The organism is Shewanella sp. 8A, assembly GCF_023475945.1.
Classification (GTDB): Bacteria; Pseudomonadota; Gammaproteobacteria; order Enterobacterales; family Shewanellaceae; genus Shewanella; species Shewanella xiamenensis.
Genome location: NZ_JAMDJP010000020.1, coordinates 60974 through 83072 on the forward strand (window position 1 = coordinate 60974; position 22099 = coordinate 83072).

At 46.4% G+C, this 22099-nt stretch carries 19 protein-coding genes and 4 tRNA genes; 6 read left to right on the forward strand and 17 right to left on the reverse strand.

Translation table 11 applies throughout. From position 1 onward, the window contains the following. Positions 1 to 6: 6 nt before the first annotated feature. The 15 genes from hflX to orn all read right to left on the reverse strand — a co-directional run bounded on the left by hflX (position 7) and on the right by orn (position 11865). On the reverse strand, positions 7 to 1314 hold the full coding sequence (hflX, locus tag M0413_RS15450; RefSeq protein ID WP_047539763.1) for a ribosome rescue GTPase HflX: 1308 nt from the start codon (positions 1312 to 1314) through the stop codon (positions 7 to 9). 23 nt (positions 1315 to 1337) lie between these two features. After that, positions 1338 to 1610 (reverse strand): RNA chaperone Hfq, encoded by a 273-nt coding sequence (gene hfq, locus M0413_RS15455; protein ID WP_011070934.1) that lies wholly within the window; start codon positions 1608 to 1610, stop codon positions 1338 to 1340. Between the two features lie 92 nt (positions 1611 to 1702). After that, entirely contained in the window at positions 1703 to 2629 is a 927-nt protein-coding gene (gene miaA, locus M0413_RS15460) for a tRNA (adenosine(37)-N6)-dimethylallyltransferase MiaA (protein WP_080612338.1), read from the reverse strand. Then, positions 2622 to 4541 carry a DNA mismatch repair endonuclease MutL gene (gene mutL / locus M0413_RS15465; RefSeq protein ID WP_502957302.1) on the reverse strand — a complete coding sequence of 640 codons (1920 nt, stop codon included), beginning with the start codon at positions 4539 to 4541 and terminating at the stop codon, positions 2622 to 2624. The genes miaA and mutL overlap by 8 nt, the downstream gene beginning before the upstream one ends. A gap of 5 nt (positions 4542 to 4546) precedes the next feature. Beyond that, positions 4547 to 5938: an N-acetylmuramoyl-L-alanine amidase gene (locus M0413_RS15470; protein ID WP_037414192.1), complete on the reverse strand. Its 1392-nt coding sequence runs from the start codon at positions 5936 to 5938 to the stop codon at positions 4547 to 4549. Between the two features lie 8 nt (positions 5939 to 5946). After that, a complete protein-coding gene (gene tsaE / locus M0413_RS15475; RefSeq protein WP_037414194.1) occupies positions 5947 to 6411 on the reverse strand; it encodes a tRNA (adenosine(37)-N6)-threonylcarbamoyltransferase complex ATPase subunit type 1 TsaE in 465 nt (154 codons plus the stop codon). 80 nt (positions 6412 to 6491) lie between these two features. After that, positions 6492 to 7991, reverse strand: coding sequence for a bifunctional ADP-dependent NAD(P)H-hydrate dehydratase/NAD(P)H-hydrate epimerase (locus M0413_RS15480; protein WP_047539754.1), 1500 nt, complete (start codon positions 7989 to 7991; stop codon positions 6492 to 6494). Between the two features lie 228 nt (positions 7992 to 8219). Then, the gene (locus M0413_RS15485) at positions 8220 to 9602 is read right to left on the reverse strand and encodes an IS4-like element ISUnCu8 family transposase (RefSeq protein WP_224022157.1); all 1383 of its coding nucleotides are present in this window, start codon (positions 9600 to 9602) and stop codon (positions 8220 to 8222) included. Between the two features lie 167 nt (positions 9603 to 9769). Next, entirely contained in the window at positions 9770 to 10225 is a 456-nt protein-coding gene (locus M0413_RS15490; protein WP_172588253.1) for a ferritin family protein, read from the reverse strand. 94 nt (positions 10226 to 10319) lie between these two features. Further along, the gene (locus tag M0413_RS15495; protein WP_249554849.1) at positions 10320 to 10475 is read right to left on the reverse strand and encodes a hypothetical protein; all 156 of its coding nucleotides are present in this window, start codon (positions 10473 to 10475) and stop codon (positions 10320 to 10322) included. Positions 10476 to 10786: 311 nt separating this feature from the next. Beyond that, positions 10787 to 10862, reverse strand: a tRNA-Gly gene (locus M0413_RS15500). Between the two features lie 44 nt (positions 10863 to 10906). Then, a tRNA-Gly gene (locus M0413_RS15505) sits at positions 10907 to 10982 on the reverse strand. 44 nt (positions 10983 to 11026) lie between these two features. Beyond that, positions 11027 to 11102, reverse strand: a tRNA-Gly gene (locus M0413_RS15510). Between the two features lie 32 nt (positions 11103 to 11134). Next, positions 11135 to 11210: transfer RNA gene (locus tag M0413_RS15515), tRNA-Gly, on the reverse strand. Between the two features lie 109 nt (positions 11211 to 11319). Further along, the gene (gene orn / locus M0413_RS15520) at positions 11320 to 11865 is read right to left on the reverse strand and encodes an oligoribonuclease (RefSeq protein ID WP_011621392.1); all 546 of its coding nucleotides are present in this window, start codon (positions 11863 to 11865) and stop codon (positions 11320 to 11322) included. 112 nt (positions 11866 to 11977) lie between these two features. Here orn and rsgA point away from each other — a divergent pair, with 112 nt between their 5' ends. From rsgA to M0413_RS15545, 5 genes are all read left to right on the forward strand, one after another. Further along, complete coding sequence (rsgA, locus tag M0413_RS15525) at positions 11978 to 13042, forward strand: small ribosomal subunit biogenesis GTPase RsgA (RefSeq protein ID WP_172588252.1); 1065 nt, start codon at positions 11978 to 11980, stop codon at positions 13040 to 13042. 88 nt (positions 13043 to 13130) lie between these two features. Beyond that, positions 13131 to 14009 (forward strand): archaetidylserine decarboxylase, encoded by an 879-nt coding sequence (asd, locus tag M0413_RS15530; RefSeq protein ID WP_055646843.1) that lies wholly within the window; start codon positions 13131 to 13133, stop codon positions 14007 to 14009. Positions 14010 to 14023: 14 nt separating this feature from the next. After that, on the forward strand, positions 14024 to 14908 hold the full coding sequence (locus M0413_RS15535; RefSeq protein ID WP_088586178.1) for a DMT family transporter: 885 nt from the start codon (positions 14024 to 14026) through the stop codon (positions 14906 to 14908). A gap of 68 nt (positions 14909 to 14976) precedes the next feature. Next, positions 14977 to 18180: a mechanosensitive ion channel domain-containing protein gene (locus M0413_RS15540; protein ID WP_249554851.1), complete on the forward strand. Its 3204-nt coding sequence runs from the start codon at positions 14977 to 14979 to the stop codon at positions 18178 to 18180. Between the two features lie 13 nt (positions 18181 to 18193). After that, positions 18194 to 18916, forward strand: a complete 723-nt coding sequence (locus M0413_RS15545; protein WP_249554853.1) for a glycerophosphodiester phosphodiesterase — start codon at positions 18194 to 18196, stop codon at positions 18914 to 18916. A gap of 23 nt (positions 18917 to 18939) precedes the next feature. Here M0413_RS15545 and M0413_RS15550 read toward each other — a convergent pair whose 3' ends face one another. Continuing rightward, positions 18940 to 19275 (reverse strand): DUF3392 domain-containing protein, encoded by a 336-nt coding sequence (locus tag M0413_RS15550; protein ID WP_037414115.1) that lies wholly within the window; start codon positions 19273 to 19275, stop codon positions 18940 to 18942. Between the two features lie 87 nt (positions 19276 to 19362). Here M0413_RS15550 and M0413_RS15555 point away from each other — a divergent pair, with 87 nt between their 5' ends. Further along, positions 19363 to 20295: a D-2-hydroxyacid dehydrogenase gene (locus M0413_RS15555; RefSeq protein WP_249554855.1), complete on the forward strand. Its 933-nt coding sequence runs from the start codon at positions 19363 to 19365 to the stop codon at positions 20293 to 20295. Between the two features lie 83 nt (positions 20296 to 20378). Here the strand turns inward: M0413_RS15555 and M0413_RS15560 are convergent, their stop codons facing one another. Next, positions 20379 to 21953 (reverse strand): methyl-accepting chemotaxis protein, encoded by a 1575-nt coding sequence (locus M0413_RS15560; protein ID WP_037426956.1) that lies wholly within the window; start codon positions 21951 to 21953, stop codon positions 20379 to 20381. Positions 21954 to 22099: the final 146 nt, after the last annotated feature.

Consider the following 22099-nt stretch of genomic DNA (forward strand, 5'->3'; position numbering starts at 1 on the left):
AGATTATTAACAAACAGCCTTTTCTATCGACGCATCGTAGATAAAGGTTTCTAACTCACCCTGACTCTGTTTAGCTAATCGGCGCCAATCGGCATCCGATAAACGAACAGACAAAATACAGTTCCCCAGATCGTCGTACTCTTTCTGCTGTATCGCATCCAGTCGATAAAACTGGCCAAGATAATGTCCAGCAGTTGCCGGAATCTTAAGTGTAAACTCATGAATAACTTCACCAATTAACTCAGTGATCGCCTTCAAGAGCAGATCAAACCCCAAACGCTTTTGTGCCGAAACCCAGACTCGTACAGGCTTACCGCGTTCATCATATTCGATACGCGGCGTAACATCTTCAAGCAAGTCAATTTTATTGCAAACAATCAATTGCATCACTTTATCAGCATCGATATCTTTAAGCACTGATTGCACTTGCTCAAAATTATCCGCCATATTTTCATCTGCACAATCAACAATATGCAGTAACAAATCTGCTTGACGCGTCTCTTGTAATGTTGCTTTAAATGCAGCAACGAGATCATGTGGCAAATGACGAATAAAACCTACAGTGTCCGCTAAAATTACGGCACCGTCGGGTAGATCTAACTTTCTCAATGTAGGGTCAAGAGTCGCAAATAGCTGGTCAGCTGCATAAACATCAGATGAGGTTAAGGCATTAAACAGCGTCGACTTGCCCGCGTTGGTATAACCTACTAATGAGACGGTTGGCATGTCACTACGCTTACGGGCGCGGCGACTCTGCTCACGTTGTTTATCAACACGCTCTAAGCGTTTGTTGATATTTTTAATGCGCCCCCGAAGCAAGCGCCTATCTGTTTCGAGCTGGGTTTCCCCAGGGCCACGTAAACCAATACCGCCCTTTTGGCGCTCAAGGTGAGTCCAACCACGCACTAGGCGAGTCGACATGTGGCGCAATTGCGCTAGCTCCACCTGTAGCTTACCTTCATGAGTCCGAGCTCTTTGGGCGAAAATATCTAAGATCAGTGATGTCCTGTCCAATACTCGGCACTGACATACCTGTTCAAGATTTCGCTCCTGAGCTGGACTCAAGGCGTGATTGAAAATAACCACATTAGCCTCGGTGGCTGCCACTAAGGCGGCTAACTCCTCGGCTTTACCAGAACCAATAAAAAACTTACGGTCTGGTGAGCGTCGACTTCCAGTAATGACCCCGACTGAGCGTGCTCCAGCTGATTCGACTAATAGCTGTAACTCCACTAAGTCTTCTCGGCGTTCCTCATCGGAAAAGTCGATATGGACAAGAACCGCTGTTTCTCCCGCCTCATAACGATCAAACAAGAAGCAAACTCCTTAACTAAACTTTATTCGCCACTTGGCATATCGTCTTGCGCGCCATAACCGCCCTGGGCATTTTGATGGCCAGCAACGTTAAATGGACGAGCAGGAACCACAGTAGAAATAGCGTGTTTGTAAACCATTTGGCTCACTGTGTTTTTCAACAGAATGACAAACTGATCAAACGACTCTACCTGTCCTTGGAGTTTAATGCCGTTTACCAAGTAAATAGATACAGGAACGCGCTCGCGGCGTAGTGCGTTCAAAAATGGGTCTTGTAAAGATTGCCCCTTAGCCATTTTATTATTTCCTTTTTAATTTATATAAAAATAAATCGATATCAGTGAAGTTTTTTGTTTAGTTTTAGTATTATACAGCAAGGGCTAATAAGCTAGCGGCATTGACGCATAAGTGTAACTAAATTCCCCTCAGCACCACTTTCCAGCCAATTCAACTCTGGCCAACTACGCAACCATGTTAATTGACGCTTAGCTAATTGCCTAGTAGCGGCAACGGCTTTTTCGACCATAGTATCATAGTCAAATTCACCATCGAGATATTGCCAACATTGTCGATATCCCACGCAACGCATTGAGGGTAAATCTAAATGCAAGTCACCTCTCGCTTTAAGCTGGACGACTTCATCAATAAAGCCTTGCTCTAACATTATGCGAAAACGCTGCCCGATTAACGCATGCAACACTTTACGCTCTCGCGGTGCAATGGCAAATTGCACCACATCATAGGGTAAAGGAGCCGACTTGGTCATTGTTAACTCAGTCAAACTCTTACCGCTTATTCTATAGACTTCTAACGCTCTTGAAAGCCTTTGTGGATCATTAGGATGAATTCTTTCTGCAGAGACGGGATCTATCTCCCTCAATTGCTCGTGCAGCGCTTCCCATCCGTTTGTATCCGCCTCAGCTTGAATATCGGCGCGAATAGCCTCATCAGCACTGGGTAGCGGCGATAATCCCTCTAATAGAGCCTTAAAATACATCATGGTTCCGCCCACTAATAAAGGGGTCTTGCCCATGCTGATAATCTGTTCAATCTCGCGCAGCGCATCGGCTCTAAAATCGGCAGCCGAATAACTTTCACTCGGATCGCGAATATCAATCAAACGATGCGGACCTCGCGCTAATTCCTCGGCAGAGGGCTTAGCACTGCCGATATCCATGCCGCGATAGATTAATGCTGAATCAACCGAGATAATTTCGCAATTATGCTTTTCGGCTAATTCAAGAGCTAAAGCCGTTTTTCCTGACGCCGTTGGCCCCATCAAAAAAACCACTTTAGGCTGTAATTCTTTATTCAATTGCTTGCTCTTCTAGCCACGATTGCCAAGGTAAGGATACTGCTTTACTGGCAATTTGCTGTCTTTTATCTTCCGTTAACTGGCAATAAGCGGCCCAAATATCGGGTGCCGAGATAAATCCAGTTAGGCTCTGTTCTGCCAGCCATAACGCTAATGCATTGGGTGCTGGCGCTTCAAAACGTAGCGATTGTAACCACTCAGGAATGATCTTCGCTAACTGACAGTCCCTCAGATATGGGGGCACTTTTTTAATAATCAACTGCTGGTAACGAATTGTTAGCTCTAAACCAAGTTGACGGATAAGTGTTGCATGCTCTTCGAGTAACGCTGCCCAATCAGGATCAGCGGCGACCGATACTGGCATCAATAAAGGCTGCCCAATCAACCCTGTAGCCAGTTTTATTTCAATCTCATGGCTACGGACTGCTAATGCTGCAGACTCAATACGTAATAAACTTAATTTTGGCCCATCACTAAATACCCAAAATTGTCCATCTAGTATCGATGGCATAGGTAAAACAGCTTGATATGCCTTGTCCTGTACGCTGTAAGATCGGGTCTGCAGTAATGCACCATAACTGGCAATCGCTGTCTTAGAAGGCAGCTCAGCTCTTGCACGGCTTTCTCCAGCCGAACTACTGCGTGACTCCCTAGGTACCGCCATGCTTCCATAGGCATTGCTCTGCACCATAATCCCCGCCCGTATGGTGGCAATATCTCGAGCACGAGACTCACCAACAGGCGTATCGACTTGACTCCCTCGATAATTTTCAGGTTGAGGAGTATTAGTCCAAGCTAAGTTAGCTTTCGGAGATTGCAGCTCGAAGGCAGTATGTTCAGACTTGGGTTCTGAAACATCATCCTCCACTTGGGGCGAACCCAGCTCGAAAGGACGTTCAAAACTAAGCTCTCCGGCTTCTTCTAACGCCGATTGCAGTGCCTGCAAAATATAATCATGCACATAACGGCTTTGATGGAATCGCACTTCATGTTTTGCTGGATGCACGTTCACATCCACCTGATGAGGATCGATATCCAGCATCAGCACATAGCCTGGTTGTTCTACTTCGGCCTTTTGTGCAAATGCTTGACGTACCGCATGATTAACTAAACGATCGCGCACTAGTCGGCCATTCACATAAAAGTAATGAGTATCGGTCTGCACGGTTGACCAAGGCGATTGCAGATAACCACTTAAACGTAAATCATCGTGTTGACATTCGATTCTAAGTGCTTGATCGGCAAACGGCCGGCCCGCAACCTGGGTCAGTCGTTGTAAATATTGTGACTCATTCATCGCCGGGCGATAATTGCGCACGGTTTTACCATTGTGTGTCAGGGTAAAATGGATATCCCCCCGCACCAAAGCAATTCGCTTTAACCATTCATCAATATGGGTAAATTCGGTTTTGTCACTTTTTAAAAAGCGTCGACGCGCCGGAGTATTAAAAAATAGATCAACGACTTCAATGGTTGAACCCACCGGATGCGCCGCTGGCATGACTTTAACAGCCATATCGACGCCTTCAGCGTAAGCTTGCCACGCTTCGGTTTGCTCAGCAGTGCGCGACGTTAAGGTTAAACGGGAGACGGAGCTGATACTTGCTAAAGCCTCACCGCGAAAGCCAAAGCTGAGGATAGCTTCAAGATCGTCAAGGGAATGCAGTTTCGAGGTGGCATGGCGCGACAACGCCAAGGCTAATTCATCCTTTGGGATCCCCGAACCATTGTCACGGATCTTAATCAGCTTACTGCCGCCCTTATCGATTTCGATATCGATACGGGTTGCACCAGCATCTAAGCTGTTCTCAACGAGTTCTTTCACCACTGAGGCCGGTCTTTCGACAACTTCGCCAGCGGCGATTTGGTTCGCCAATTGCGGCGGAAGGATCTGGATCCCCATAGACTTCATCCTATTTAGCTCTCAGGAATCACGAGTGTCTGCCCAAGCTGTACCACATCAGTCTTCATGCCATTAGCACGTATAATGCTAGCCATCGGGACTTTATAGCGCTGGGCAATAGCAGAAAGCGACTCCCCCCGACTCACCTTATGCTTAATATTTCCCGCAGATTTTGTACTTGATGGCGCCGTTGAACTTCCATGATTGCGCTTGGCCAATAAGGTATCAGCCGGTGGGTTGTTTTGGAAATAACGATTAACGCCCTTGTAAATCGCAGTGGCAATACTCTCTTGATGACGGTTGCTGCTCAGCAAACGTTCTTCTTTCGGATTCGAGATAAAGCCCGTTTCCACCAAGATTGACGGAATATCAGGAGACTTTAACACTGCAAAACTGGCTGATTCAGGACGATTCTTATGCAGCTCCGTCACTGCACCTAAATCTTTTAAAATATCCCCAGCAACCGAGTGACCAATGGCCATAGAGCTGTTCATAGACATGTCGAGTAAGGTCATAGCAAGATACTGTTCATTATCAGTATTTTGAATAATTTCCCCAGCACCACCCAGCAACTCTGAGTGTTTCTCTTTTTGTTCTAACCAACGACCAATTTCACTGTTTGCACGGCGCATCGACAATACCCACACAGATGCACCTCGTGGATTGGGTGATGTAAAAGCATCCGCATGAATAGAGATCAGCAAATCTGCTTTACTGTTACGAGCAAGTTCAGAGCGTTTATTCAAATTCACAAAGTAATCACCAGTGCGGATCATCACTGCACGCATTCCAGGTGTGTCGTTAATTTTGCTCGATAACCGTTTTGCAATTTCGAACACGACTTTTTTCTCATAGAGACCGGATGGTCCAATCGAGCCGGGATCATCACCACCATGCCCAGCATCAATCGCGATAACAATATCGCGGGAAGATGGCACACTTTGATTAACGGATTTTTTAACTGAAGTTGAACTCGTGACTGACGGCGAAGCCGTCACAGTTTTATCCTCTAGGTCAACCACAAGCCGATTACCATAAGGGGCCGTCACGGGTAACGAAAATAAGTTCGCATTTAAGGGTTTAACTAAATCAATAACCAGACGTAAATCGCCTTTCGTCGGAGATTTGCTGACTCGTATGCCTTTGACTAACTTACTGTTGTTATCGATATTTTTCAGGCTCAGTTTAGTTGATGCCTTTTTTAGATCGACCACTAAACGATGAGGACCATCGAGGGAAAAATAACTGTAATTGGGCACCTCACTCAAATCGAACACAATTCGTGTCGACTCGGGTGCTGCCCAAATACGCACACCTTCGAGCTGGTTGGCCGCGTGGGCTGCAACAGCAAAAAACGCGCATAAAAAAAGAATAATTCTTTGAAAGTAATACTTATTTTTAGTCATCTTTGTTTTTATTTTATCGCGGCTAATAGCGTTTTACCTGATTCGGTTAAGGCTCGAATATGGATTTCACGTCCTTGGTTAAAATATTTTAAATGTAGGTGGATATCAGCATCGGGTAACAACCCTTCACCTTTGTCAGGCCATTCTACGATACAGAGGCTGCTCTGGGTAAAGTAATCACGGATCCCCATAAACTCTAACTCTTCGGGATCGTTTAAACGATACAAATCAAAATGATAAACTTCGACACCGTCGAGCTCATAAGGTTCAACTAAAGTGTAAGTTGGGCTTTTGACTGCACCTTTATGTCCTAATCCTTGAATCAAACCGCGGCTCAGAGTGGTTTTACCCGCCCCCAAATCCCCCGTTAAATACAGAGTCAAAGGCGCTTGAATATGGCGAGCCAATTTTTGCCCAACCGCAATAGTCTCGTCTTCATTATGTAATTGAAAGGTTAACTCTGTCTCTGTCATGTCCGCTTATATCACTGCCGTTATCGATTAAGGAGGCAATTTAAGCGCGGCAGTCCACACGCGCTTAAATTTTACAGCGCCTAGAGTAAATCACTATTTACTAATTGGCGAATAAAAGGCATCAAATCGCTGGCTAACATGCCACGTTCACCTTGAACCGCAGCAAGATCCGCCGCGCAACCATGAACGACAACGCCAACAACTGTCGCCTGCATATTATCCATACCTTGAGCCATAAGGGCGCCTATAATACCAGATAACACATCACCGCACCCACCACTCGCAAGACCTGGATTACCAACTGGCGCCACGACCATCTGTTTTCCATCAAAAATGATGGTTCCAGCCCCTTTAAGCAGCACAACTCCACCGTATTTTTGCTGCAAAGCACGCACGGCTGCGAATCGATCATGCTCAATATCAGCGACACTGCATCCCAACAGTCGTGCGGCCTCTCCCGGATGGGGCGTGAGTACCCAGTTAGTTTGTCTGCGCGGTTCTTGACTGAGTAAATTCAATGCATCGGCATCGAGTACACAGGGTTTATCGCTTAACCCCGCGGCTTTAAACAAGTTATAACCCCAATCGTGTTTACCTAACCCAGGGCCAAGTACAACCACCTGTGCCCAACCAAGGCGCAGATACACCTCCATATCGACTAGCTCACAACCCCAAAACATTAACTCAGGTCGAGATACATTTACCGTAAGTTGGTGCTCAGGCCGACTGATCACTGTGACTAATCCAGCCCCCGCACGCAAACAAGCTTCACTGGCAAGTCGAATCGCCCCAGCCATGCCAAAGTCACCACCAATCAGGGTCACTTTACCCGATTGACCTTTGTGGCTATCCCTTGCTCTGGCGGCAAAATAGCTTTTTAGGATTTCACCACCCACTCGAGTCGCGCTTTCACCATTAAAAAAAGGAGTTAATCCCAAATCGGCAAAAGCAAGATGACCGCAGTGATGTCTTGCCTTACTGGTGAGTAGGCCTTGTTTTAAACCGCCAAAGCATAAAGTCGCATCCGCCATCACTGCGACTTGAGCGACAACACCGGTATCGGCCAAGATCCCCGAGGGGAGATCCAAACTAAGCACCCAAGCATTACTCTGATTAATCGCATGGATAAGCGCTGCAACCTGTTCTCGCACCGCGCCCTGAACGCCAGTCCCCAGCAATCCGTCGATAAGGATTGGCGCCTGTAAGATCGCATCAATATTAGGAGAATCGACTATCCCACCTTGATTAAGGTAAGCAGAAAGCGCTTGTTCAAATTCTGGCGTACCCTTGGTCTTTAGTAAAAAAACGTGAACCTTATGTCCTGCTTCTAGAGCTAGTCGAGCACAAACGAGGGCATCGGCACCGTTATTACCATTACCTGCGAGTACCAATAATGGCATAGCCCCAAGCTTAGGCTGGCGCACTATCTGCTCTGTTAAATAGTTAAACGCTGCGCATCCAGCACGTTCAACTAATTGATACAACGTAGCTTCCCCTTCTGAAACTGCGAGCAGTTCAGCCGCTCGCACCTGCTCTTGCGTATAAAGCGCGGTGGGTAAACTCGATAAATCTTGTGCCATAGAGGATCTCCTGCGCGACAAAATAACAAAAGGGTGACTCATCTAATCGACCATCGCTATGGATGAACACTAAACAGTTAATGGTCAAATCAACTAATGAGATCAAGAAAGTAGCAAAAAGCTTCGAGAAAAGTTATGACGTAAATCAGATGCCATGCAAAAAGCAGTGAATATGGATAACACTTATCATCCAAAAACAACAAAGCCAGCATTTAGCCTGTCTCTTGATCACAAGTCTTCGTGATTGAGAGACATGGCCAATTCGTAACCCTCAAGGATGGTTTGTAACCTAAACCATCCTTCCCACAATACCTCTACACAAGCTCGACCTGTCCGCTTGGTATCTTTCCAACCCCCTAATCTGGCCAGACGCTCGTACGCCCACTGCATATCGGGTGCCTGTTGAGGTAACGGACGTCCCTCCATTTTCAGCCAAAGTAATTTCCACGCTTTCTGACCCAATAGCGTTTCACAACATTGTGCTGCCACTTCCGCTTTGGATACCTTCATAAAGCGAAGCTGGAGTAAGCGTGTGGCGATAAAAGCCAGTATCACACTCATACGCTCCAGGTTCTCACGGCACTGCATTCTCAGCTCTTCCACCGCGGTGCCACTGCTTTTCCATACCTTGTGGTAATCTTCAATCAACCAACGGCGCTCGTAATAGCCGACAACCTCCAGTGCCTCCTTCGAGCATGTGATAGATTCGGAGGTGAGTAAGTGCCATGCCAGTTTTTCTTCACGATGACTTTGCTCTACGACACTGACGTAATACAGAGGGATATCTGCCTGAGTGCGTTTGTTGGCTGGGGCTTTGAGGGTCACTCGGGCATATCTCATTTCCAGCGTCACCGCCCGGGCTTTCCTTCCGCCTTTCTGAGGAATGAGGAGAGATTTCGTCGCTGCAAGCGGTAATGTGTTCGAGTAGTCATAGAGTTTGTGTGCATGCTCTTGAATGCATCGGCTCTGCATCGAGCGGACGACAAAGCGCTGTTGGTGCTGGGTTTTATAGGTCAGATATTCAAACAAATCAGCCTCACGGTCACAGACGGAAATCACCTTGTTGATATGCTCGCCTAAACGGGCAGACATATTGGCGGAGGCTTGTTCCCATTTGTAGCTCTCTTTTTCCTCGTAAGGGCGAGTAGCATGTTGGCGGCGTTGCCCGCGCTTAGTGATATCCCGCGTCCAACGCTGTTGCTCAATCAGCCCAACGACTTGCTGGCTTTGCGGTGAAAACAGCAAGATTGAATGCGCCAGAATGGCACGGTTTTTATCCCCTTGATTGGTATGACCTAACTCCTCCCTGACACTGTCATGCTTGTAAGTCAGCGAGGTGGTATCCTCTAGTGCTAACAAGATGTCATGCTCTCGAGCTTGCTGCGCGGTGGCTTGAAAACCCGCTTCAGCAATATCACTGGCTTGAATATTCTCATTGCGGATAAATCGGTAGGCCCCTTCCATCTCAGCGGGGGATAAGGGAAGTTTGGACACGGCAACTCCGGGTTGTTGGGTAATTGAGGTAGCCAGTGAAACAAGTCTTTGTGTACGTCTTGGGTCGTTGAGGTTTGCGTGCCCAAATTGACATTGCGCCCACTGCTCTGGATCCATCATCTTCATCATAATCGCCTCGAATATTTAGCCCTAGACGATCTGATCACAATGCGGGGAATGAGTTCAAAAAAAATCCCTGAGCATTGTTCAGGGATTTGTGTATGAGAGACAGGCATTTAGCTGGCTTTCGGTGTTTACACGAACACAGATGAGGTATCGATAGGTTAAATATCGTCCATCCGGATAGTGCTGTGAACTAATCGTTGCTGTTGAGTTTTCTCAACTCGAATTAAGCCTTCTAATGCCGCACGCGCATCTTCAGCGGTGGTTGAGTTGACGGTTTTTTCCAATAAGCCAATCAGACGATTTTCCAAGTCGAGATGTAAATTCAACACATCATCTTCGTTCATATTGGCGGGTAACATGGTATCTTGGCAACGCTTAGTAAAATCTTCAAACACAAAGTCTTTATACCAAGTATCAAGAACCCTCGCTGGCGCCTCATCCATATAATCACGCAATTTTTCAGCGACATGCTTTTGATGAGATTCAAAATACTCCAGCATCATCTTTACTCGAGCGGAGTCAGCATGATTGTTCATTCGGCCATAGAGTTGCGCCATATCTAAGCGGCAGTTCGCCACATACTCAAGTAAATCACGTAATTGTTGAATACGCATATAATGCACTCCAGTGTTAAGCCAACTACTTGGCGCTATTAACTTTGTCTGGATTCATTATGTAAGTAAAAGCGTTACGAATATTTGAACAAGGTCATAATTTAACTTTCGCAACGCCATCTAATTTAGGAATTCTTGAAGAAACAAGGTGCAGATCACGCATTAACCTTGCTGTTTTATTTTTTACAAAATAGAAAACATCATCGACAACAGCCGCAGAGCAGGCAAATCCTGCAACACTTAACCGCATTAGTATTAAAAATAACCATGAAAACAAAGGTTAATAAATTGCAGCGATGAACGTGCTCAAAAAATGCATGGAATAATCAACAACGGAACAGACATGTTAAGTGTACAGAAAAGTAAAATAGCGCTATGTCAGTTGCGATAACTTAGTTTGAAATGATGAAGATTTTATGGGGAGACTGATGAGAAAAATTGGAGCGACATATCGGGTTCGAACCGATGACCTATACCTTGAAAAAGAAAGGTATCGCAATATCAAAAGCACAAATGAGCTAATGCTAATTGAGTACTTGATTATGGGGAGATTTAGAAAATTGGAGCGACATATCGGGTTCGAACCGATGACCTATACCTTGGCAAGGTATCGCTCTACCAACTGAGCTAATGTCGCATAATTTTGTATTTAATGACTTGGTGAATCACTAAACTTGTATTTGGAGCGACATATCGGGTTCGAACCGATGACCTATACCTTGGCAAGGTATCGCTCTACCAACTGAGCTAATGTCGCATAATTTTGTATTTAATGACTTGGTCAATCACTAAATTTGTATTTGGAGCGACATATCGGGTTCGAACCGATGACCTATACCTTGGCAAGGTATCGCTCTACCAACTGAGCTAATGTCGCATTTACATTTTAAGACTGTAACCGTCTGAAATTGGAGCGACATATCGGGTTCGAACCGATGACCTATACCTTGGCAAGGTATCGCTCTACCAACTGAGCTAATGTCGCCTTTACTTATTTGACTAGACAATCATGCCCGCATCAAAAAGTTGAGGCCGCATTATATGAAAAATTTATGCGGCTGCAACCCCTTCTTGCAGATTTATCTGCTGATCGGTCAAATTTTAAATACTTTGCTGCGGTAATACTGTAATTCAGCGATCGACTCTTGGATATCTTGCAGCGCTTGATGAGTGTTTTGCTTTTTGAAACCGGCCATAGTTTCAGGGCTCCAACGCTTCACTAGCTCCTTAACCGTGCTTACGTCTAGATTGCGATAATGGAAGTAATCCTCCAATTCACGCATATAACGATTTAAGAAGCGACGGTCCTGACCCACGCTGTTACCACACATAGGCGAGGCACCCTTAGGCACGTATTGCTCTAAAAATGCGATGGTTTGTGCAACAGCCTGCGCTTCGTTCACTTGGCTGGCACGCACTCTATCGATGAGGCCCGATTCACCGTGATGTTTTTGGTTCCAATCATCCATGGCCGCCAGTACTTCATCCGATTGATGAATAGCAATCACTGGCCCCTGACCGATAATATTGAGTTCTTGGTCTGTTACTAAGGTAGCAATTTCAATGACCCTATCGACATCGGGTTCTAACCCAGTCATTTCGAGATCGATCCAAATGAGATTATTTGCGTCTGCCGCCATAATTGCGCCTTATCATGTCAGTTAGCCTAAATTCAGGCTTTTTTATTCAAGAGCGTGTATCATACTGCTTTTTTCAAACACAAAATATCACCTAATTGACGAAGACAAACCAGTGAGTAAAAAGAAACCCCTAAGCCAAGGCCAATTACGCCGTATGCGCGCCAATCACGAGAAACGCCTCAATCGTGACAATGGTGATAAAAATGCGCCTGAGTTACAGGATAGCTCACTCGGCCCAGAACAGAGCGGAACCGTGATCTCCCGCTTTGGTCAACATGCCGATATTGAAACCGAAGATGGCCAGATTGTGCGCTGCAACATTCGCCGCACCATTAGCAGTTTAGTGACTGGCGATAAAGTGATCGTACGCTTAGCTATTGAAAGCCAAGCAAATAGTGGTATATCTGGCATTGTGGAAGCAGTGCATCCAAGACGCTCTTCCCTCTCGCGCCCCGATTTATACGATGGCGTGAAAATTATCGCCTCGAATATCGATCAAATTTTGATTGTGTCTTCCGTATTACCTAGCTTTACCACCCAGATTATTGACCGCTACTTAGTGGCAGCCGAAGACACAGATATTCCGCCGATCATCATTTTGAACAAAATCGATCTGTTAACGCCGGAAGAAGCCCCCGTCATCGATGCAGCCTTAAAGCGCTACGAAGCCATTGGATATCCAGTATATAAGGTCAGCAGTAAGTTAGGCGAAGGCTTAGATACCATTAAAGCCCTGCTGAAAGATAAAGTGAGCGTATTTGCTGGCCAGTCTGGTGTGGGTAAATCCTCTCTGGTCAATGCCTTACTGCCCGAAGCCGAGCTACTGGTAGGCGATGTCTCCGACAACTCTGGGCTTGGACAACACACCACGACCACCGCTAAGTTACTGCATTTACCGAGTGGTGGTGATTTAATCGACTCCCCCGGCGTGCGCGAATTTGCCCTCTGGCACTTACCCGCCCAACGTGTCGGTTGGTGCTTTATCGAATTTCGTGACTTTTTAGGTGGCTGTAAATTCCGCGATTGTAAGCACGGCGATGACCCAGGCTGCGCCTTAAAAGCCGCAGTCGAAGCGGGTAAGATTAGTGAAGATCGCTTTAATAACTACCATCGTATTATCGCAAGCCTTGACGAGCAGCGTCATGCTCGGCAATTTCGCGCCCAAAGCGATGAATAACGAGTACAACAAAGCCATCACAACGAATAGAATTAACGCAAAACAAGTCTCAACCTAAGTTGAGCAACATAAAGGAAAGGAACACAAATTGGATAAAGTTAAAATTGCGCTGCAGTACATGCTGCCAAAGCACCTGTTATCTCGCTTAGTCGGTAAACTTGCCGCTTCCGAAGCTGGCGCATTAACGACTGCCGCGATTAAATGGTTTATCAAGCAATATAAAATCGATATGAGCGAAGCGGCTCAGAGCGAACCTGAGGCTTATAAAAGCTTCAACGACTTTTTTACCCGTGCACTTAAGCCTGGTATTCGCCCAATTAATACTGCGGCCAACATCATGGTGCACCCCGTTGATGGCGCCGTCAGCCAACTTGGTCCCATCAAGGATGGGCGAATTTTCCAAGCTAAAGGCCATCACTATTCTTCACTCACTTTGCTTGGCGACCAAGCCGAAGATGCCAAACGCTTCGAAGGTGGTGATTTTGCGACAATTTATCTGGCTCCTAAGGATTATCACCGCATCCATATGCCGATTAAAGGCACGCTGTCGAAGATGACCTATGTGCCAGGTGAGCTGTTTTCCGTTAACCCGCTGACGGCGCGCCATGTGCCAGGCCTATTTGCTCGCAACGAACGTGTAGTGGCAATTTTTGAAACCGAGCTTGGCCCACTGGCTATGGTATTAGTAGGTGCAACTATTGTGGCGAGCATCGAAACCGTTTGGGCAGGCACTATTACGCCGCCAACCGGTAAGCAAGTATTCACTTGGGAATATCCAACGGTAGGCCCTGACGCGATTACCTTAGAGAAAGGCGAAGAAATGGGTCGCTTCAAGCTTGGCAGTACCGTCGTCATGCTGTTTGCCAAAGATGCTATCGATACCTTCGCCGAAGGCGTTGAGCCAGAAGCCGTGACGCGTATGGGTCAAGCCTTTGCTAATCTGAAAAATCAGGCGTCAGCCGACTAACTACGGCGACCCAATTGAGCCAGACCAGTAAACCTTCGGGATTAATCGAATTACACTTAGCTGTGCTGATGTTTGGCGGCACAGCGTTGTTTTCAAAGTTAATCCCCTTAAGCGCACTCGATATTACCTTCCTAAGATGTGTAGTCGCGGCGTTAGTGTTGGCATTGCTCATCAAATTCCGCGGTAAATACTTAAGCCTTGCCAGCAAACAGGATTATCTGGTTGCTATCGGCTTAGGAGTGATAGTCAGCTTACACTGGGTCACCTACTTTGCCGCGATGCAACTCTCATCGGTCGCCATCGGCATGATCGCCTTCTTCACCTATCCAGTGATGACAGTCATTGCCGAGCCATTATTAACGGGCAATAAAATCAAGCTGATGGATATTATCAGCGGCATTTTCGTGCTGATAGGTGTTGTACTGCTGATCCCCGAAGCCAATCTTGGCAACGACACGACTCTAGGAATTGCAATCGGTATTCTGTCGGCAATGTTATTTACCGCCCGTAACCTACTGCAAAAACGCTATTTTTCCCAGTATAGTGGCCCCCACGCCATGTTTTATCAAACCTTAGTGGCGGCGGTGTTTCTTATGCCTTGGCATCAAACTGAGTTACAGACTATCTCCCTCGAGACCTGGGGTTTGATTGTGCTGCTCGGGGTCGTGTTTACTGCCGCGCCCCATGCGCTGTTCACCTCGGCATTGCGCCAATTAAGTGCTAAAACAGTAGGGCTAGTCTCCTGCCTTCAACCCTTTTATGGGGCCATGTTGGCTTTGCTGATTTTAGGTGAAGCACTGAATGTAAATACTTTGATAGGCGGAACCATCATAGTCGCCACCGCCATCTTTGAAACCCATCAATCCCACCAGTCACAACGGCGAAAAAAGAACATTTGAAACATACCAATCTTGGCCCAAGTTGGCTAAGATGAGTGCGTCTTTCGCCTCTAATTGCTTTTGCCTATATGCCACGTATTTTATTGTTCGTTATTGCTTTTTTGTCTTTTTCTCTCCATGCCAATTCGCCCTTGCAATTGGACAAGCGTCTTGGCCTAAACAACCAAAATCAGCAACAAAATATTAGCATTGACGATCAAATTGTTGAGCTTAAAAACAACATTGACAGACTGGCGGCCAATGCGAGCAGTTTTCAGCAGGCGCAGCTGGATTTTGAAAAAAATAAAAAGGTCATCGATCAGGGCTTAAAAGAGGCCACTAAGCCATTAAAGCTGGATAAAGGAACAGATCTTAACCAGCAAGCCTCGATGGCTTATTTACGCCTATCTGAGTTAAAAGAGAGCGAGGCGGCTCTCGGCAATCAAGTCAACGAACTACTACAGCGGCATAATCTACTGCCTTCCGTCATTGCCAATGCAAGACAAAATGTGCTGCAAAATAAAAAAACGGAATTGGCGCCTATCGATACGCCAGCGGGTGAATTACAGCAAATACAGCGGATTTTCTTCGAACAGAGCCTAGCCACACATGAGGCCGAGCTTGCCAGTAGCCAAAAGCGTATCGAACTTACCCAGCTACAGTTACAGTTAGTTCGCCAGCAATTGAGCCAGCAAGAAGCCTTTATTGAAACTATCAATAAGGCGATCAACAAGCAGCGCCAGCAACAAACCGATGCCACGCTGGCCAAGAATTTAGTCGATACCACTAAAGTCATCGATCCGATTACACGCAATATCGCCGATACCAATCAAATCTACGGCCAAAAACTGCAAACCTTAACCTTGCAAATCAATAACGTGGTAGAGCAGCAAGAACAGGCTGAGCTCCAATATCAATCCCAAGCCAAGCAACTCGCTAATATCCAAGAGCAAATTACTTGGGTCAAAATGAACTCCGCCTTTGGCGAACGCTTTTTGCAGATGTTGCAATCGCTGCCCAAACCGCCAAACCATGAAAAACTACAAACTCTTATCGCCGATGCGCGTCTCGACAGGTATCACCTCGAGCAACAGCAGGCACTCAACGAACAAGAACTCGAACAAGCCAATCTCTATAATGAGGGGCAGATTAAGTTGCTGCGCTCACAGCAAGCATTGCTGACTCAGCTAATGCAGAGTTATGACCAGTATTTGAGTGAACTAGGCAAGCTTAAAGTGAATTATCAGCAGCTTAGCCAACAGCACCTGACGCTAAAAAACACCCTAAACGAACATCTATTTTGGGTGCCTAATGCCGCGAGCATTAACAAGCTCTGGCTCACCGATATTCAACGTAGCGCCCTATGGCTAATCCAACAGGCACAATGGGGACAACTGAGCAAAGCTTGGCAGGAGCAAAACGACTATTGGTCATGGTGGATCATTCTGATAGTGCTCTGTTTAGTGGTTCAAGATTTAATAAAACCTAAATTCAATCGATTACTCGGCAACTATGCAACCTATGTGGGTAATGTGACTCAGGATAAATTTATTTATACCTTCAAATCCTTAGTCCTTAGCCTAGGTTATGCCTTAATCAAACCGCTCCCCATAGTGGCAGCAGGATGGATTTTCTATCAATCAGACCGTAACTTTGTGCAAGCGGTCGGCATGGGAATTTTAGCAATAGGATTGGTTTACCTATTGTATCGATTGATTTTTATTCTTGCTCTAGATAAAGGCGTATTGGTAGGTCACTTCAAACGCCCCTCAAAACTGATTCAGGCAGGCCAGCTCAGGCTCAAACACTTTGTATTTGTCGCCAGTCCCTTGCTTGGCATTATGGGCTTTACCGAAATACTCGATGCCTCGCTTATCCGCAACAGCATTGGCCGCGGCGCATTTATCTGTTTTTGTGTGGTGTTATTCTTGTTATACAAGGATATTTTGCTATTAAGCCGGCAAAATAGCGTTGCTCAAAAAGAGGGGAAGAACAAACGGCTGATCCAAAAAATGCTCTGGGCATTGTTGATCGCTGTTCCCCTACTGAGCGCTGGACTCGCCTTTAGGGGCTACTACTTCACCGCATTCCAAATGCTGTTGCAGTTGCAGCTATCGATCATATTGGGATTAAGCTTTTTACTGCTCTATCAATTAATTAAACGTTGGATGTTGATTGAGCGCCGCCGCATTGCCTTCGACCGCGCGAAAGCGAAACGGGCTGAGCGTTTAGCCCAACGGGAAAAGGGCGAAACACACCATAGCTCCAATGATGGCTTAGATACCTACGAAGAACCCGTAGTCGACCTCGAAACCATTTCGAGTCAGTCCCTTGGATTGGTGCGTTCCTTATTGCTACTGGCGTTTTTAGCCAGCTTGATTGGCCTGTGGACGCAAACCCATACGGCGCTGTTTTCCTTCTTGGATGGCATCACCCTCTGGACCACCAATACCAGCGTCAATGGTGTCGAGCAGCAGCTCCCCATCACCATGAAATCGCTGTTATTCGGCTTAATCATCGTTGGCTTCTCGCTGATGATTGCGACCAATTTACCCGGTTTGCTTGAGCTGATGATCCTACAGCGTCTAGACCTGACACCGGGCACTGGCTTTGCTATCACCACAGTAAGTCGTTATTTAGTGGTATTTTTAGGGCTGCTGGTTGGCTTTTCAAATCTCGGGATGGAATGGTCAAAACTGCAATGGTTGATTGCCGCCTTGTCACTGGGTCTCGGTTTTGGTTTGCAGGAGATTTTTGCCAACTTTATCTCGGGTTTGATTATTCTGTTCGAAAAGCCAGTGCGTATTGGCGATACGGTGACAATCCGCGATCTCACCGGGACTGTGAGTAAAATCCAGATCCGTGCCACCACCATTATCGATTGGGACAGAAAGGAAATTATCATTCCTAACAAGGCTTTTATTACCGAGCAATTGATTAACTGGTCGCTGTCGGATCCTATTACCCGTGTCATTGTTTATGTGTCGGTTGCCCGCGATTCGGATCCAGCAAAAGTGGAAGCCACGCTTTATCAAGCTGTTCAGGAATGCGAAGATGCGCTGCCGAATCCAGAGCCAGAAGTGTGGTTTGCGGGCTTTGGTAAACATACTCAAGACTATGAAGTACGAGCCTATGCAAAAGATATGTCGGCACGCTGGCCACTACGCCACGATCTGCATAAACGCATTACCCGTAAGCTTAAAGAAAACAACTTAGAACTCGCCTATCCGCAAATGGAAATCCATATTAAAAATGGCCAAACTCGCGATCAGGTCGGCATAATCCGCAGTTAATAGGAAAAATCACATGCTTATTTTTGCTCACCGTGGTGCCAGCGGTTATGTGGCGGAAAATACCTTAGCCGCCATGGCCAAAGCAATTGAATTAGGCGCCAAAGCCATTGAGTTGGATGTGCACAATGTCGAAGGTGAGTTAGTCGTATTTCATGACCGCAGGCTCGACAATAAAAGCTCAGGCCAAGGCATTATCCATTTAGTAAATAAGGGCTACCTAGAGCAAGTCACGGTTAAAGGCGAACCCATTCCCACACTTTGGCAAGTGCTCAAACTGGTCGCAGGTCGCGCCACAGTAAACATTGAACTTAAAGGCGTAAATACAGTAACGCCACTCGTCGAACTTTATCCCAAAGCCATCACCGAGCTAGGGTTCAGTACCGAACAATTACTGATTTCCTCCTTTAATCATCCTTATTTACAGCAAGTTAAACAGGCTCTGCCACAGGCATTAGTGGCGCCCTTGTTCGCCAGTATTCCCCTCGATGGCGCAGCGGTCGTAAGCGAGCTAAACGCATATTCTCTGCATTTAGATGTGAGTTTTATCAGCCAAGCTCTAGTGGATGACGCCCACCAAAGAGGCGCTAAGGTGTATGTTTACACCGTCGATCACCGCGATGATATTCATGCACTTAAGCAGCTTGGTGTCGATGGAATCTTCAGCAATTACCCCGACCGTGCGATGCAGGCGCTAGCACACCCGACCAATACAGACTATCGCGGTTATTTCGAATAACCGCATTTCACGGACTTAACGCCTTAAGCTTGGCTATTTCGCTGTGCCCAATAGCCGATAAAAATAAACATGGCGACGATCAGCAAAAACATCCAATGGGATGGCATGGCAACGATTTGCCTTGCCACCCAAGGCGTGGCTTTAACGATCAATAGGCCATAACCAAAGGCATTCACAATGATAAAAACCAAGGTTCGCAGGATAAAAGAGTGACCAACTAAATGCCGTCTGATGATGCGATTCATATCGGCTGAAAACACTAAAATCAAACACACCACCATGGCCGTGGCGATATCGAAGGACCAAGGACGCAACATATTTCCTAAATGGCCAATAATGGCGACTAACTGATCAAACATAAGACTCAACCTAAATAGCGCTGCAAAAATAAAACAAGACAGCAGCATATTGAAAAATAACGACAACCAAGCATAAAGGGAGACGACATGGGGCACAAGTTACTCTTACTCACTAAGGCGAATGAACAATATCGCCAGCTCATTGAGGCGCAGCAGTTACCCGACCTTGAGTTGCTTGATGATAATCCTGCGAATATTGCACAGGCCGATATCTGGCTTGCCGAACCTAAGCTTGCCGCACCGCTAGTGCCCCATGCCAAAGAGCTAAAATGGTTGCAATCCAGTTTTGCGGGCATTGATGCCCTGATGGGGCCAAGGGCAAGAAAGGATTATCAACTCACCAACATCAAAGGGATTTTCGGCCCCTTAATGAGCGAATATCTATTCGGTTATCTGCTCGCCCACGTGCGAGGACACCATTTCTACCAAGCGCAACAGCGGCAAAAAATTTGGCAAGTACAAAGTGCTACGCGCACCAGTTTACAAGGGATGCGATTATTACTCTTAGGCACAGGTTCCATCGCCCAGCATGTTGCCAAGACGGCTAAACAGTTCGGCATGCATGTTACTGGGATAAACCGCAGCGGCCGTGAGGTCGAAGGCTTTGATGTAATTTTGCCGCTCTCACAGCTCGCACAATGCTTAAGCCACAGCGATGTGGTCACTAACTTACTGCCAAGTACACCAGAAACGCGCCAGCTTCTGAATGAGTCAATGATTGCTAAGCTCAAAGCCGATGCTATTTTGGTAAATGTTGGCCGCGGTGATGTACTCGATCTCGATGCCCTCAATGCCCAGCTGATTGCCCAACCTGCGCAGCAAGCCATTCTCGATGTGTTCATGCAGGAGCCACTCCCTGCAACGCATCCGATTTGGGAGAGGCCAAACGTCATTATCACGCCCCATATCTCAGCGCCGAGTCAACCTGAGCAAATCGTCGGTATTTTTAGCGATAACTATCGCCGCTATATAGCAGCAGAGCCTCTGCAAAATCAGGTCGATTTTATTCAGGGCTATTAATCGAGGCTCAATCCCTACGGCAGAAAAGAAAAGGCAATCAAAGATCGATTGCCTTTTGATTCAAACTTTGGATAGCGACGATACTAAACTTTAAAACTGCGTTTTAAAAACTGCCCAACCAACACGGTATGGGAATCCATTTCGCTAATCACTTCATCATTGAGGTCAACCATTTCACAGCCGAGTTGGTGGCTGGAATGGGTAAACTGTGACACATTAACCACGCTTCGGTTCATCTCATTTGCCACACTCGATTGCTCTTCCACCGCACTAGCAATATGGTGATTCATATCGGTAATGGTCACTATGGCCTCACGTATGGTACGCAGCGCCGCACCCGCTAAATCCGCTGTGGTAATACATTCGGAGGCGGCTTCAACCCCTTCATGCATACTTTGCACAGCTTTATTTGTCCCCTGCTGCAACAGATTAATCATACTGTGGATTTCCTTTGTTGCATCATGGGTACGTTTCGCTAACGCCCGCACCTCATCGGCAACAACCGCAAAACCACGTCCTTGCTCCCCTGCCCGCGCAGCTTCAATGGCGGCATTTAATGCCAATAGGTTTGTTTGCTCAGCAATGCTTTGAATGACATCCAGCACCCTACCAATATCTTTACTATGCCCTTCTAATTCGCTGATAACTTTCGAGGTTTCGTGCAACTGTTGCGCCATGGCCTGAATAGATTGAATCGTACTCAGCACAGTTTTATCGCCGTTGATTGTTTGCTCTGAAGCCATCTGCGAAGCGCTCGCCGCATCGGCACAGTTAGAAGACATATCACCAAGGGTCGCTGTCATTTGCTGCATTGCAGTTGCTACTTGCTCGATCTCAGAAAGCTGTGACTGGCTTGTATTTTGAATTTCTTCGCCTTTTGCCGCTGATACTTTGGCTTCTTGAGTCACCTTATCGCAGGAATCACGGGCACGACCTAGCACAGATTTTAACTCAGAGTTTTGCATTTGCAGTGCAAGCTCTATCGCGCCAACATCATCGGATTGTCCAGTGTAGATATATGCCATTAAAGGGTTATCGTAGATTTTCTTCGCCTTAGCGACCAAAGTCCGATACCGACCTAAAATCAAATTACCGCCAATAAAAAGCACTAAGGCACTGATGGCTAGCGCCATAAATCCCACCACTCCCACTTGCAGCGCCAAATACAGCATGGGCAACAAAGCCGCAAACACTAAAAGCGCCAACTTAGTTGGCATATCCAAGATTCGTTTTAACGCGTTAACATGGCCGCTTTTATTTAACTCGGCGTAGGCCGCCTCTGCTCTGTTGATCTGTTCGCGGCTGGGTTTAGTCCGTACCGACTGAAACTCGGCCACCTGGCCATTAATAACAATGGGAGATACATAAGCATCAACCCAATAATGGTCACCATTGGCACAGCGGTTTTTAACAATGCCTTTCCAAGGTTCACCTTTACGGATAGTTTTCCAGAGGTCTTCAAACGCTTGAGGGGGCATATCGGGGTGACGCACCATATTGTGGGGTTGCCCCAACATCTCATTGAGGGTATATCCCGCTACAGTGCAAAAGGATTGATTGGCGTAGGTTATATGACTCTGAGTGTCAGTGGTTGACAGTAAAATCCAATCTGCTGGATAGTCATATTCACGTTGTGTTACAGGCAAATTTTTTCTCATGATAACCCTTGGATCTATTATGAATTTATTATTCAGTCATATATGGACCCATCCGGTTTGCAAGACATTCGATAACGATTTTGAGAAGAGTTCATTGCACCCATATATCCGGCCTGTTATTGAGGGATCCCTCTGGCCCTGATGGA

Coding starts and splice junctions, on each gene's coding strand:
- M0413_RS15540 (WP_249554851.1), top strand. CDS start 14,977: ATGCCACGTATTTTATTGTTCGTTATTGCTTTTTTGTCTTTTTCTCTC.
- M0413_RS15495 (WP_249554849.1), bottom strand. CDS start 10,475: ATGCGGTTAAGTGTTGCAGGATTTGCCTGCTCTGCGGCTGTTGTCGAT.
- tsaE (WP_037414194.1), bottom strand. CDS start 6,411: ATGACAGAGACAGAGTTAACCTTTCAATTACATAATGAAGACGAGACT.
- M0413_RS15490 (WP_172588253.1), bottom strand. CDS start 10,225: ATGCGTATTCAACAATTACGTGATTTACTTGAGTATGTGGCGAACTGC.
- M0413_RS15555 (WP_249554855.1), top strand. CDS start 19,363: ATGGGGCACAAGTTACTCTTACTCACTAAGGCGAATGAACAATATCGC.
- M0413_RS15470 (WP_037414192.1), bottom strand. CDS start 5,938: ATGACTAAAAATAAGTATTACTTTCAAAGAATTATTCTTTTTTTATGC.
- mutL (WP_502957302.1), bottom strand. CDS start 4,541: ATGAAGTCTATGGGGATCCAGATCCTTCCGCCGCAATTGGCGAACCAA.
- M0413_RS15485 (WP_224022157.1), bottom strand. CDS start 9,602: ATGGATCCAGAGCAGTGGGCGCAATGTCAATTTGGGCACGCAAACCTC.
- orn (WP_011621392.1), bottom strand. CDS start 11,865: ATGGCGGCAGACGCAAATAATCTCATTTGGATCGATCTCGAAATGACT.
- M0413_RS15480 (WP_047539754.1), bottom strand. CDS start 7,991: ATGGCACAAGATTTATCGAGTTTACCCACCGCGCTTTATACGCAAGAG.
- M0413_RS15560 (WP_037426956.1), bottom strand. CDS start 21,953: ATGAGAAAAAATTTGCCTGTAACACAACGTGAATATGACTATCCAGCA.
- hfq (WP_011070934.1), bottom strand. CDS start 1,610: ATGGCTAAGGGGCAATCTTTACAAGACCCATTTTTGAACGCACTACGC.
- M0413_RS15545 (WP_249554853.1), top strand. CDS start 18,194: ATGCTTATTTTTGCTCACCGTGGTGCCAGCGGTTATGTGGCGGAAAAT.
- M0413_RS15550 (WP_037414115.1), bottom strand. CDS start 19,275: ATGTTTGATCAGTTAGTCGCCATTATTGGCCATTTAGGAAATATGTTG.